Origin of the sequence: Holdemania sp. 1001302B_160321_E10 (assembly GCF_015552275.1) — a bacterium.
In the GTDB taxonomy this organism is placed as follows: Bacteria; Bacillota_I; Bacilli_A; order Erysipelotrichales; family Erysipelotrichaceae; genus Holdemania.
Window position 1 is genome coordinate 22,934 of sequence record NZ_JADNEM010000011.1, and the last position, 14,537, is coordinate 37,470.

General features: G+C 41.9%; 11 protein-coding genes. All 11 read left to right on the forward strand.

Annotated features, from left to right (window positions below; translation table 11 throughout):
• Nucleotides 1-10: 10 nt before the first annotated feature.
• The 11 genes from I2D94_RS08300 (at nt 11) to I2D94_RS08350 (ending at nt 14,525) form a co-directional block, all read left to right on the forward strand.
• Complete coding sequence (locus I2D94_RS08300; RefSeq protein WP_195396275.1) at nt 11-1,072, forward strand: hypothetical protein; 1,062 nt, start codon at nt 11-13, stop codon at nt 1,070-1,072.
• Nucleotides 1,069-1,380, forward strand: a complete 312-nt coding sequence (locus I2D94_RS08305; protein ID WP_195396277.1) for a hypothetical protein — start codon at nt 1,069-1,071, stop codon at nt 1,378-1,380. Before I2D94_RS08300 ends, I2D94_RS08305 begins: the two co-directional genes overlap by 4 nt.
• 239 nt (nt 1,381-1,619) lie before the next feature.
• Nucleotides 1,620-2,189, forward strand: a complete 570-nt coding sequence (locus tag I2D94_RS08310) for a hypothetical protein (protein WP_195396279.1) — start codon at nt 1,620-1,622, stop codon at nt 2,187-2,189.
• A 12-nt stretch (nt 2,190-2,201) separates the two neighbouring features.
• Entirely contained in the window at nt 2,202-2,552 is a 351-nt protein-coding gene (locus tag I2D94_RS08315) for a hypothetical protein (RefSeq protein WP_195396281.1), read from the forward strand.
• Between the two features lie 3 nt (nt 2,553-2,555).
• On the forward strand, nt 2,556-2,939 hold the full coding sequence (locus I2D94_RS08320; RefSeq protein ID WP_195396283.1) for a hypothetical protein: 384 nt from the start codon (nt 2,556-2,558) through the stop codon (nt 2,937-2,939).
• Nucleotides 2,939-3,454 (forward strand): hypothetical protein, encoded by a 516-nt coding sequence (locus I2D94_RS08325; RefSeq protein ID WP_195396285.1) that lies wholly within the window; start codon nt 2,939-2,941, stop codon nt 3,452-3,454. The genes I2D94_RS08320 and I2D94_RS08325 overlap by 1 nt, the downstream gene beginning before the upstream one ends.
• Entirely contained in the window at nt 3,438-3,935 is a 498-nt protein-coding gene (locus tag I2D94_RS08330) for a hypothetical protein (protein WP_195396287.1), read from the forward strand. The genes I2D94_RS08325 and I2D94_RS08330 overlap by 17 nt, the downstream gene beginning before the upstream one ends.
• 2 nt (nt 3,936-3,937) lie before the next feature.
• Nucleotides 3,938-4,693, forward strand: coding sequence for a hypothetical protein (locus I2D94_RS08335; protein WP_195396289.1), 756 nt, complete (start codon nt 3,938-3,940; stop codon nt 4,691-4,693).
• A 36-nt stretch (nt 4,694-4,729) separates the two neighbouring features.
• The gene (locus I2D94_RS08340) at nt 4,730-6,304 is read left to right on the forward strand and encodes a phosphodiester glycosidase family protein (RefSeq protein WP_195396291.1); all 1,575 of its coding nucleotides are present in this window, start codon (nt 4,730-4,732) and stop codon (nt 6,302-6,304) included.
• A 3-nt stretch (nt 6,305-6,307) separates the two neighbouring features.
• Nucleotides 6,308-7,141 carry a hypothetical protein gene (locus I2D94_RS08345; protein WP_072682903.1) on the forward strand — a complete coding sequence of 278 codons (834 nt, stop codon included), beginning with the start codon at nt 6,308-6,310 and terminating at the stop codon, nt 7,139-7,141.
• 13 nt (nt 7,142-7,154) lie between these two features.
• Nucleotides 7,155-14,525, forward strand: a complete 7,371-nt coding sequence (locus I2D94_RS08350) for an LPD23 domain-containing protein (protein WP_195396292.1) — start codon at nt 7,155-7,157, stop codon at nt 14,523-14,525.
• Nucleotides 14,526-14,537: the final 12 nt, after the last annotated feature.

Consider the following 14,537-nt stretch of genomic DNA (forward strand, 5'->3'; position numbering starts at 1 on the left):
GGAGGTACAGATGGAAAAATTAAAATTTAATCCGGAAGATGGCTTCTTAAATTCCGCAGAATATCCTGATCCTGAAAATGAAACGGAAGCCCGCGAGCAGATTTACAGTTTGCATAAGCAGACGAAAGAGTTTATCAATAATCTGATCGGAAATCTGGAAAATGGAGCGTCGTCGGATATGAACGGTGCTACTGAATCCAGAACAATGGTTAAACCTGACGGTACACCAGCGACCAGCATCGCAGATCAAATCGCCGCTTTAGACCGTAATCGCGTGATATCAGATGATATCCGATACTTACGCATGTCTGCGGACGGAAATCTGGAAAAATCGGATGATAACAAAGTTTGGACTGAGCTGCTGATGTCTACTCAAGTGGTGGATGAAACTGGAACTGTTTTCCCAAAGAGAAAAAAACTCCAGTTTTTAAATGCTGAAGTGAGTGATAATGGCCAGATGATCGTAGTCAAGACCTTTGGTTCTGGCGGCGGAGGATCAGGCGGATCAAGCTATGGTTACTATATTGAGGATGTCACAATCCCTAAATCTAAGTTCGTCAGTTCAGGCGACGTGATCAGCGCCCAGGTCAGGATTGTAGGACTAAAAGCGACAGATTTTGCTTCAGTCATCTTTGATCAGCCAGCGCTTAAGTATCAAGGCCATTGCGCGACGGAGGACGGCTATCTAAAGGTTGTCTTGGACAAAATCCCAACAGAGGATATTGCCATCAAAACAATCAAAATAGACCGTGTAGCGCCTTGGATGGACGGCGACACCAACAAAATTAATTTGATCAAGGGAACTGATTATAGCAAGGCCATCCAGATCACCGATGAGATCGGCAATGAGTATGTTCCTTCATCTTCGGATTCTTTAATCTTCAGGGTTACAGACGCAACCGGTGGCACAGTAATGAGCAAGTATTTAATCGGCGATCTGACGATCACCGCAGCGGAAACCGAGATGTTGGCTGTCGGAGATTATAACTACTCCGTAACGTTGGAAACAAACGGCAAGCGCTTTGTAATCATTGAGTCAACGATATCGGTAACCTCAGGAGGTAGCGTATGAACGAGAAACTAATTGGCCGCCTTGATTACACCGGGCTTAATATCAATACGCTGTCTAAGGCTTATTACAATTACGATTTCATGACCGCAGATTGGGAAGATGATCTGAATTATAAGCGCCTGATCCTGCCCGCTGAACTACACGGGCTGGGCACACAGGCGATTGTAAAGAGCATCGTATCAAGAGATGACGATAACAATCTGCACGACGTAATTGTCAGCTATGACATCATGATCAATGGAGATGTGATCATTTATTCGGAGCTGCCCTTTTCAGGCAGAATACAAGTGGAGGAGGCGGAAACATAGCTCAATCAACAATAAAGTTAGGCCAGCGATTTAAGGACTTTGTTAAGGCGATCGCGGATAACTTTACAGTTTTATACACCAACAAGGCGGATAAGACCGCGCTTACAAGTCACAATACAGCGGCAGATGCTCATGCGGATCGATTTAATCCGCTGGTTAGCGGAGTTAGCTATGCAGAAGGTACAGGCGTTTTTACTTTTACCAAGTTGGATGGAACAAAGATTACTGTTGATACAAAATTGGAAAAAGTAGTCACGAATTTTACTTATGACTCCACGAATCAGCAACTTATTTTAACTTTAGATGACGGCACAAGTTACCCGATTCCGATGTCGGCATTTATCAATGAGTATGGTGTTACTGATACGGCAACCATTGACCTCACGATGTCAGCGGATCACAAAATTTCTGCGGTCATTAAGACTGGCAGCGTGACTAAGGCAATGCTGCTTCAGGCGGTGCAAGATGAGATCACCGCCAATACAAACGCACGGCATTCTCACAACAATAAATCCGCCTTGGATGGGATTAATGCAGCTAAGATCACAAGCTGGGATGCGGCAGCAGCAGCCAGCGGACAAGCAACCAAAACCAAAGTGAGCTTTACCACTTCGGACGCAAAATGGGGTGCAATATCAAACGGTCTTTACCCATTAACGATCCCTCATAGTGGCAAATCGCTTGTTGGCGGAGTTTATAAGACTGACGGATCGAGCAATTATGAGGTGCTTGTTGATGTCGACTGCCAAGCATCTAATATCGTTATTTACAACGCAGATAAATTTGCGGGCTATATCGAGTTAGTGTAGCGGGGTGATCCTATGGCAATAGCTAAGATCACTCAATCATTAAAACCGTCGCAGGTGATCGCAAAGATAAATGAGATCATTGATGGTTTTAATAATAAGGCAGTCAATAAAACAAATTTGACGATAGCAACTACAGCGTGGTCGGCATCGTCTGAAAAATCAGGGTATAGCTTTAAAGCAAACCTGACTGTGTCAGGGATCACGACAGCGGATCAGGCATATTTAAAATTTTCAGATTCTGATGTTGCCAGCATGAATTTTTGTGTAGGCGCGATTGCAGCAAATGCGATCGCGATCTATGCAAAAACAAAGCCGACAGCGACAATAACGATCCCGCTTATCAGGATCACGAAGGGAGGATAAGATATGGATGCAATGAGTAATTTAATCCCGCCACACAGCCATCCAATGCCAAATGTAGCGACTGAATCAGCCGCTGGCGTTATGTCACCGGCAATGGTTAAAAAGCTCAATGGATTAAGTGATGAGCATTTAATTCGTAACGTTACTTTAACAGCTGCGTCGTTTGTGGCTAATACGGACAGCTACGCAAGTTTCTATGGATTCTGTTCTGACTATGCCGTGGCCGGCATGACCGAAACCTGTAAGGCAGACTATGAAACCGAACCGGGATCGGATGACATCATAGAGAGAGGTAACACGATGGCAGGGAAGATCAGATTTTATGCAAGCGCACAGCCAAGTGTTGACGTGGTGTTGAATAACGTCGTTTGGAAGGAGTTGGGATAATGCTATTCGGAGGATCAAAAAAAACAGGCGGAAATCCACTGGAAACTGAACCGGTTAGTTGCTCGGTAAAAAATAATAAAAATAGTGGAGTAGTTGTTACTTTCCCGAAAGGGTATTACCAATTTAAAATATCTTATTCCTATCAACAATTCGACAGGTCTAATGAGAGCATCTATTACCGCGACTCCGCAGGTAACGGTCACCGGATTGGCAGTTTGTATGCCGATGATTATGGGTACAGTCCAGGTTACACAATTCAAGATTTAATTTTAGACATTTCTTTGTTTGAAACGCCTGAAGCGCTAAAAAACAAAACATCTTTTAGCATTTACTTCAGCCCGAATAGTCGTGACCCACATTTTAATTCGTTTACTGCCATAGGACTCAGAAGAGTCGGGGGGGGGGGGGGGGCGCTTAAAAGCGCTCAAAACCATTTTGTCTACCCGCTTTACCCACTTTGTCAAAGTGTTAAGCGTTACTGGAAAAGAGGTGTCGAACATGTTGTTCGGCGGTAAAAAATCCAGTAAGAAATCTGGTGGGATTGAAAAATATCAACGGTTTCGTGGAAACTATGCGAAGGACTTTTTTGCCAGATATAAAGACCAGCCAGGCTGGGAAACGAATTTGCCTGACGCTTATTTCAACATGGGGCAGAATGTCAATTTCAACAATGCAAGTTCCATTACTAATCCGGCGGAATACCCTTGGTATATCAAATTTCCTAAGCCACTAGTAGTGCTTGAATGCTATACCTATTGTAATAACTGGGCAGGAATAACGGAAATGGCATTTATTTACGAGGATGGAACAGTTGAAGCATGTACAGGACCTAAGAGTTACGCAAGATACAGCGGCGGCGGACAGCAAAATAGAACACAATTAAAAGAATGTGTAGGTGTAAGGCTGCATTTCTATGGTCAGGGCGTAGGATATGCACCAGATGCACATTATCAGGGCGGTGGCGTCATTGATTGGCTCGAGAAGGTCGGTGAGTAAAAATGTTGTTTGGAGATAACGTTAATAAAAAACAAGATTACGAAGTCATCAACCTTTTTGATGCCAGACAATCCCCGGGAAGCGTTAGCGGATCAAAGACGTTCGACAAACCTGTTTACGTTGATAAAGTTTATTTGTCATGGTTTCGTAGCTTCTCTGACTATGTAGCCACCGTAACCGTAACGATTACGCTCGAAGATGATACAAGCAAAACGATCTACTCAGTGACAAACAGTAAAGTGGTTGGCGGTGCAAATGCAGTAATCACAGTTAACGATAAAATTAAATCAATCAAATTTTACATGACAAGTGGATCGGTTGGCGGTAATGGTATCGGATATCAGCTGACGTTTGTTGCTCAAGTTCGCGCACCTGGAGATAAATTCTATATCGTAAAAAACGGTGCATTTGTGACCGATAATGCATTTAAAATCACATCCAACGGCGGGGGATCGGCGTCTGTCGTTAAAGGATCAGGATGGTATGAGCTTCGGTCGCCAGACGGTAACAACAATTCTCTTTTCGGGCTACAGAGTAAATTTGATCAAGTCGGTTACGGTAGACTCTGTGTTCGTGCGGCATTATCTTCGGGAACTGGCCACGGTGGCATAAATAACTACAACTTGCTCAGCGGCCAATTCAGGCAGGGATACAACACTATAGTTATGGAAGCTGATAAAAGTGTGATCGATCAAAACAATCTGTTCAGAATTCACTATGCGACATTGTACATTTATGACATGTGGATGGAAAAATAAGAAAGGAGGGATAAAGTGCAAAAAGCACTTTTTTTCATGGATATTCTCCGGTGCACGGCCGGAGAGGATTACACGACACACAAGGGCACCTACGCCCTTGATTTCGGAGGATCGGATGGGGGCAAGGACTTAGTCTTTGCTCCCTTTGATTTAAAGATCAAACAGATCAGCAGAGTCGCAAATACTGTCTTTTTTGAGTCGTTGGAAAAGGTGGAAACGCCAACGTTTACGGATTACGTCTGCGGCCGTTTTGCGCATTGTGATGACTCTGATATGATGCCAAATTGTTATGTTGGTGCAGTGATTCGGCAAGGCGAAGCTTTTTACCGCGAAGGCGGTCGAGGATCGTGGAAAGATGGTAAGTTTGCTTCACACGTCCACGCTGTCTTTGCTCGCGGGCATCTGACGGGTGCTTATTGGTATGATGTCGGCAATGGCAACTATAGCATGCTGTCAACTGGCGGTAAGCAGCACATCTACGACGTTCTGTTTGTTCCGGATGACGTACAGATCGTCAAAACAAACGACTATAAAGATAGTTATCCGTGGCGCGGAACGCCGCGGAAGGAGGAACCTATGGAACATGTAGCTCAAGAGTATCTCTACAACAGCCGGATTTATTCGCGCAGGCAGCAGCCGGGCGAGAAGCTTATGCTGCTGCAAAACGATCCAAAGCAGCTCTTACCACTGTCAAAGATTTACCCACAAGACAAGTCGATCAAGGTTAACTGTCTTATTAATTGCAGCTATTTCAAACTGGAAGCAGGCCCGGATCAAGGCCAGATCATCGGTCGGGATCAGGGCGAGCGCCGAGACGAAGCGACAAACATTGACGGCTGGGTTGACCTCGTACTTCTCGAAAATGGGCAGTTACATTACGGAGACATGAACAGCTGGGATTGGCGTAAGGAACACGGCGTGACCGTCGGAATTTCCGTTGCCGGCTGCATCGTCAGCAACGGTGAAGCTGTCGAACAGATGTCAGCTGAAAGCTGGGATAGACTGGACAAAGTAGACGCTCAGACGCTGCTGATGATTCACTGGGATAATGCGGCAGAGTTTGTGATCGTCGATGAGATCGCAGGTTCAAAAGGTATCACACTGCGTCAGGCGCAGGAATACGCATTGTCCAAGCAAGTATCCTATTGCTTTGCGCTCGACAGTTCCGGATCGTCGGAAATGGTGATCGAAGACGCATCTGGTAAGCGGACGATCGTCAACAATCCATCTGACGGCCACGAAAGAGGGATTCCAAACGCTTTGGCGTTTGTAGAAGCGAAGGAGGAAATCAAAATGGTCAACAAAACTACATGCATTGCTCGCTGTACAAAGGGTACCGTCGGTGACAAATATCGCACCCGCGACAATGTCATGGGCGCGCTTCAACCAGACAGCCTGTGGCTCGAAAAGGGTAAGGAATACCCTTTACTGGCTGTCACGGAAAAACCTGCTCAGGACGGCTATACGTGGGCTATGGTGCGGATCGGCAATATCATTGTTTACGTGCAGGCTGATCCGGATTATATTCAGCTGATTGATTCCGCACCGCAGCCACAACCGCAGGAAGAATATGAGGAAGTAACCGAAAAATTATTCAGAAAGAAGGCGTAAATCATGGCTGGCGATTACATGTTTTTGCCAGGAGCTTCATATTACGATAAAGCTCCTGCACAATCTAAACCAAAAGTAAATTCAGGTGGAGGCGGCGGAGGCGGTTATGGCTACTCCGCCCCAGATTATTACGGTCAGCTCCAAGCGATGATCGCAGAGATGCAGCGCCAGCAAATGGAAGCCAATATCGCCGCGATCCGCAGCCAGGTCGAGCAGGCAACAAATAAGTACCAAGGTCAGCTGGACGCGCTGCCAGGTACTTATCAGCCACTTAAAAATCAGTCTGAGGTTGAGCGCTATAAAGCAATGCGAGCGCTGCGAGAAACACAAGCAAATCGCGGTGCACTGGACAGCGGCGCAGGGCGGCAAGAGAGCCTTGATATGTCTACCAATTATAGCAACCGCTTAAATCAGATCAACCTGCAAGAGCAAGCCGAAGCTGACGCGATCCGGCGGGCAATTGCTGATGTAAGGTCACAAGGCGATTTACAGATCGCCAACGCACAGTCGTCAGCATCCGTAGAAGCGCTGCGAAACAACATCGCTATGCTTCAGGAGCAGATGCAAGCGAAGCAATCACAAGCCCAATCGAGGGCCAAGAGTGTAGCTTCCGGAACAGGAATCAATACAGAAATCGGTAAAAATACAGGCGAAGCATCTTCGGCGACAGGGTTATCATCTGCGGGAAAAAGCTATTTCCAGAGTCTTCAGATGTCAGGAGCTGACGATGCGACGATCGCTAAATATATCAGTAATGCCGTAAAACAAGGTATCATCTCTTCCGCTGACGCGAAGATTCTTGCAGAGCGATACGGGTTCGGAACAGAGTATAGATAACAGGAGGTAGTGTATGCCTACAGTATTTATCCCTAAATCCGCAGTTGGATTTTCGGGGAATGGAAATGATCAAGGAAATAATGATTATAACGGAAGCAGAAGACAAACAAACATAGCGATCCCAAGACCTACTGTTTATATACCAAAAGAAATGGAAGAAGAAGAAAAAGCAAAAGAACAGGAATCCCTGGCTGCCAAACGTGCAGCCGGGAAACCTGTTTTAATTTTTGATACAAAAAATGGCACTGTTGATCTGGAAGAAGGAACTTATTCAAAAGTACCTTTAGCCGCCGAAATTAGTGCTAGCACAGATCGCGAACGTTTGAAACAAATTATGAAAGACACGAAGTTTTCCGATCAAAAGACATTCCGGCAAGCTCAACAGCGCTTACATGATTTAGATTTGTATGGAGCACCAGGTGAAGAAGTATCTTGGAATAATGCGTTGCCTTACCATATAAATAAAGGCATTGAAGGGATCGAAGATTTCTTTAGAAACTTTTATAACCAAGGCGCTTATCGTTATCAGCAGCGGCAGGATGACATGGCTAAAGTTGCCAATCAGATTGGCGGAGAACAGTTTATCGGACAGCTACAAGTAAACAAAAACGAAGGTATGCAAAAGCAAGCGAAGGTAAACGAACTATTTGATCTTGCCCCAAGAGACCAGAGAACCGCAAAAGGCGCTTGGGCTATCGGTGGAGAAGTTGCGCATAGTATAGGGAATATGATACCTACAATTGCTGCTAACGTATTTGCTCCGGGTTCTGGCCTACCTTTGATGGGGATTGGTGCGATGGGCGGAGCGACGCACGAAGCAATGCAGGATGGTGCAAACTTAGAAAATGCCATCACTTATGGTATGGCGTCTGGAGCAGTGGAAATTGCTACTGAAAAAATGTTTGGTGGCATTCCGGGGTTGAATAAAGAGGGCTTTTTGGGGAAAGGCGTAGAGAAAATTGTAGATGAACTCATAGATAAGACTTTAAAAAGCGAGGTTGGCAAAGCGATAGCTTCAAAACTTATTAATATTTTCGGAGAAGGTGTTGAAGAAGCTGTCTCTGAAATTGCCGGTGAATTTTTAGTTGATATTTACACAGACGCAAAAAAAGGTCAAACACTTGAGGAACGTTTAAAAAATGTAGCTCCTGATGCTTTACAGGCTGCTTTTTTAGGATCATTAACATCTGCTGTTATGAATGCTGGAGAAATGGGCGTACAAGTGGCAACGGGGAAAAATCCTTTAACTTATACTCCAACATGGAACGAAGGAATTGAAGAATCTAAGTCATCTCAAAACGATGTTAAAGATGGAGAAGATGAAAAAACAAAACCTACAATTGAAATTCCAGCTGAAACTGTAACTGAAGAACGCGTTGTAAATAACGCAGTAATACAGCCGCAAGAAAGTATAGGATTAAACGCTGAAAATCTGGGTGCTGATGTTACTGACGCCATTTCAGCGATCGAGAACGCAAACGAAGCTCGTGTACAGCCTAACAGACAATTGATTTCAAATGATATCAATAATATTCAGTCGCAGACAATTGAAAACAATAGTTCGCAATTGCAGGCAATTGACAACAACGTAAATCAACCAGTTGATTCTGAAGCAATCCCTCAAACTACTCAGTTTAAAATAGACAGTTTAAAAAGTAAAAATACAGCAATCAGATTTCAGGCCCAGCGGTTAAATAAAAAAGCGATCTTTGAATCAGCCAAGAAAATCGGCGGATTTAATCAAACTGAAATTGAAACAATAGCAGAAATATCAAACGCAACTGGCGTTCCTGTTCAGTTTGTAGAATCGTTGGAATATGGTGCTAATGGAATGTATAAAAACGGTACGATCTTCATTTCAAAAGGAACGAAGAATCCAGCTAAATGCGTCCTTGTCCATGAAATGACGCATCACATCGAAAACAGCGGCATGTATGATCAGTTTAGCGTAGCTGTTCAAGCAATAGCGAAAGCGAATCACTGGGATTTGGCGAAAATGAAAGAAAATATCATTAACCAATATGAGAAAGTGTCCGAAGGAAAAGTGCAGCTCGATGAAACTGATGCGATTAAGGAACTTAATGCGCGAATTGCAGAAGAATATCTTTTTAAAGATGAAAAATCCATAAGGCTATTGGCGACTAAAAATCGGAATTTGGCGCAGAAAATTTTGGACTGGATCAGAGAAACGTTGTCTAAATTATTCGGTAGCCAGTCGTCAGAAGCTAAATCCTACACTGACCAGCTGCGAGAATGTGAAAAACTTTACCGCAGAGCAATTGAAGATGCAAAGGCAGATAATAATTTAGATGCACAATATATGTTTGGTGGCCTTAACGCTAAAGAAATACCAGATGGATACGAAGAAGCACAAAACAGCACAGAAGACACAGAAACAACGTGGAAAAAAACAGGTTGGGTAAAAAAAGCTGATGGGAAATGGCGCTTTGAAATTGATGATAGCAAAGCGCAATTTAATACAGCTTTGCTTAAGTTATTTGGAGAGGTAGATTTAGAAGATGTCATGGCACATCCGACATTGTACAAACATTACCCATCCTTAAAAAGTTACACTGTCGAATTGCTTGAAGGCGCACCAAATAATATAAATGGTGGATTTAATTCGCAACAGAAGAAAATTAGAATTAATGCTAATACTTTGAGAGAAGGAAACTTTGAATCAACTTTAATTCATGAAATTCAACATGCAATTCAAGAGCAAGAAGGTTTCGAATCAGGTTCAAACATAAAAAAAGCCAAAGATTCGGCATTAAGAAAAGAAGAAGCGAAAAAAGCTAAATTAGGAAAATTCTTATCTCAAAATGCGGGAATTGATGAAGCGTATAAAAACTTTGAAAGCTCTACAAAAGGTTGGGGCGAAGCATTAAATAGCTGGGGAACTCCGCAGGAAGCGGAAGTCGTACAAAAACTTACAAACGGAAAATTTAGTTCTTTTGCCGAATTTGATAAGTATACATCTTCTTTGCGTAAATCAATTGCAGAAAAATATGGTGATAACGCGCTGAAAGAATATGAAAATCTGCTCAATGAAAAGAACGATTCTAATTACATTGAAGAATATATGGATAATTTAGGGGAAGTGGAAGCAAGAGATGCATCGAATCGAAGAAATTTGGCATCTTCGGAAAGAATAAATAAACTTCCTGAAACAAAAGGCAGATTATCAAAAAATACAGAAAAAAATGAAACGATATATAGTCTTGACCCAATTAATGAAAAAAATGTTGATATGTATTCTCAAGAGGAACTGTCTCAGTTAGAAAAAAACAAAAAAATTTTGATTCTTGGCAAAGATATAGAATTTGATGAATACATTGAGAACAGTTTAACTGGGAAATATAATAATGATCAGCGTTATTTATACATAGGCAAAGTCAAAGAAAGCCTAGCAGAAAAAATCAAACAATTGTATAACTATGATATTTCCGGTTTTAGCATAACAATGAATTCAAGCGAAGTTTTACATTCTATTAATCAGCACGGATATGATTTAAAGAAAGAAATTAGCAAAGGAAATAGTCGAACTTTAAGTAAAGATGATTTTAAATATATGACAGATATAATTAATAATTTTGATTATTCTGACTTTGGCATTGATAAAAAAAGTGGTAACCATGCATTAACATTATTTAAAAAAATTGGTGAAGATAATCTTGCGTGTGTTGAACTGATTTCAAACAAAAAGCATAGATTAACTTTGAAAACAATGTACGCGCCACAATATATAAAAAAAAGAACCCCTACCACCAACGCTAATGCATCTATTGATGCCGAAGCTAGAACGTCCGAAACGGTCGGTGATTCAGGGTTCAACAATATTATAGCTAATGGGGAAACGAATGACAATAAAAAAATGTCGCTCGGTAAGAATTCCGATATAATCGAAAAAACAGAGGTTAAACCAGAAGAATTAAGTAAAAATATAGTTTCATATAATAACTACAAAAGAAATTTGAAATCAAAACTGTTCAAAGATTTCAGCACAGAAACCAATAGTTCGAACATAGACAGCTTAATTGATTCGGCAGCCATAGACGTTTTAAAGGATTCGAAAATTTCCGACGAAACAAAAGATCGGCTGTTCAATGAAATTTGGTCAAACTCGTATGTTCCGGATTCGGAAATGGACGCGGATTATCAACAACTTCTAAATGAACTAAGAGGATCAAAGATAAAAGTCAATCGTAGATTGTTAGCATCAGAAATCCCGGATCACAAAGAAATCGTTAAATCACTCAAGAATATTGTAAGCTTCAGCGAAAAAGAAGGAATAAATATAGATCAACGATATCAGGAACTGAAAACACTTTATCCGCAGCTGGAAGATGTTTCACACGCTGGCGATCAAGTGAGAGCAATTGCTGATCTGGTTGAGAGCTTAAAGCCAGAAACCCATCACATCAGCGATGCTTATGGCTATACAAAAGATGATCTTCGGGCGGACTTGAATGAAATTCTTCAAGACTTTGAAAGTGAAATCATTTATCGATCAGATAAATCTTACTATGATAAAGTGGCTAAAAAGCAATACTCTAAGGATTTAGCATCCGGAAGACCTACAAGCAAAGCCTATGAAGACGCAACGAAAGAAGTGCTGAGCGAAGCCGAAGCTGGGGATCAAATAACAGAGCAATTTGACGCTAAAGGCTTAGCTGGAATGATTAAAAACTACGGATCGCCAAATAAGACAACCCAACAGAATTTGGATATCGTAGCTGACGGCAACAAAGAGGTGCGAAGAAAGCTGTATGATGTATTTGAAAAGCCTATGGAAATTGCGAAAAAAGGCTTTGTAAAATGGAAACAATACAATGTTAATAAACTATATACAAAAGTCGTGAAAGAATTAGGGATCAAAAAAGGATCAAAAGAATCAGCGGCCGTGCAATGGTACGGTGAAGGCCAGCGCCAGATCAAAGTGGGTAGTGAAAAAGTTGGAAAAGGAATCCTAGCTAGAGAGCAGGACATTTACAGAATTGAACCTTACTCACTTTCAGATTTACAAAAAGATTTCCCGAATAAGTGGCAAGACATTGTAAAAGCGGATCGGATTTTCAGAGGAATGTATGATGAATATGTCGGAAGAATGAACGCAACTCTCGAAAAAATTTACACCGAGGAATCCTTAAAGCAGCAAGTAAAAGATAAGCAGAACGAACTCATGGCAAAGATCAATTATCAAAAAACAATGTTAAAAGCTCTGAATGAGAAAGTCGCGCAGTTAAAGGCAAATGACGCAAAACCGGAAGATATCGCATCAGCGATCGCGGAAGTGTCGAAAGCAAACGCGATGATTCGCGCGAGCGAAAACCAATTTGCGAAGATTTCAGATAACGTTTATAAAAACAAGCGGTTAAAACCAAGAAAGGATTATTACAGGCATTTTCAAGAATTATCAATGGCGGACAGCTTACTTGATATCTTCAATTCAGAAAATGATCAGGGCGTTTCAAATCAGCTGGCAGGAATCAGCGAATTTACAAAACCAAAATCAAGATGGGCTTCCTTCATGCAGCGTCGCGACGGAAATTCGCATTATACTGAAGATGCGGTCGCAGGTATGCTTAACTACATTCCGATTGCGGAACATAAGATTGCCTTCGATCCTGTTGTTGCGAAGTATCGTGGCGATATTCAGCAGTTAGTTAAAGCTTCTGACGATCTTGGAGTTGAGAACACAAGGTTTATAAACTGGCTGTCAAACTACACAAATGATCTTGCTGGCAAAACCAATTATATCGACCGAGTATTAGCCAATACGAATAACGGTCGAAAAACATTGAAGGTAATGAAAAAGATTAACGGTAAAGTCAAAGGCAATGCAGTAATGGGAAACTTAAACAGTGCTGTATCACAGTTCTATAATCTACCTAATGCGCTAGGAATTTTAACTGATCGTGGCGGTGTAAAAGCTTCTTCGGATATCGTCAAGGGAATGAAGGATTATACTGCTTACGTTACACAAAAGTTAAGCAGTAAGTATTTTAATCAGCAGACGGATTTTGAATCATCACCTATAAACCAAAGCACGTTCCTTCAGGAACGATTTATGGACGATATTTTCTCAAAATTTGACGAAGGGACATTGAACAAACTCAAGGACTTTTCTGCTTGGACGCTCCAATTCGGCGATCAAGCAGTAGCGGAATCCATGTGGTTCGCTGCCTATGAGCAGGGGCAACGTCTGAATGTTGATAATCCTGTGACTTACGCTGATGATGTCGTTCGCCGGGCTGTAGCCGGACGTGGTGTCGGTGAAATCCCGCTCACGCAAAAAAGCGAAATTGTTAAACTTGTCGCTCCATTCCAGGTTGAAGTAAATAATGCCTGGCAAATGATGAAACAAATGGGATTTGATAAAAAATTCGTACCTTTGTTGGCAATTTTTATTACAACTTGGTTTATGAATAATCTAAATGAGAAACTAACTGGTAATCGCGTAGGCATGGATTTAATTGATGCTATGGATGATGTTATCAACAATAAAGCGAATCTTGTTGGTCGTTTAGGTGGTGAAATTGCTTCTAACGCTCCGTTTGGTGCTCAATCTATCGCTTTCTTAGGACTCTCTGACAAGGATTCCGAGAAGTTTTTTGGAGAAGCTGATCCTACTCGGTACGGGGTGGGAAATGTTGGCTTAAGCGCACTTAGCAGACCTTTGGTAAAAGGCTTAACAGGTCAAGATGTGGACTGGCAAAATTTTGTTGGTAATTTTGTAACACCGTTCGGCGGCAAACAACTGGAAAGAACCTACAAGTTTTTAGAAGATGCAAAAGTAGTACCTGACTTTAATCTTAACTTTGGTAAAAAACCTTCTGAGTGGTTTAAAGCGATGGAGCGAGGAAGTACCGGATCTTATGACAGTGCCGGAAAACTTAAATATCCGATTGACACGAAAGATCCATTTAACTTTGCTGCTGGAATGTTATTTGGATCAGGAGCAACGAAAGAAGGCCGTGCTTTTGCTAAAGAAGACTATAGAACCTTAAGCGAGAAACAAACAGGCTTTTATCATCAAATGATTGAGATGGGCGTCCCACAGATGGCTGCGTATAAATCATTTTTTGAAAAAAAGCTAACAAAGAATCTTGCCACCAGTGATGAAATCCCAATAGAGAATTCAAAATCAATTTTGAATAGAGAAATTTATGAAAAATACGGAACGCTAGACGCAATCAAAAAGATTATCGAATCGGATGATAATCCGAACGGAGAAGATGCTGAAGAACGCAATGGGGAGATTGACGCAGGGACTTTCGGAATGAGTGGCAGGGTGCTAGAAATGACCGAAGAAGAATATCAAGCAGAATTAAAAAGGATTAGAAAAATGATTGAAGAAATGGGAATGAAGGAAGGGAAATGATTCTCTTCCTTT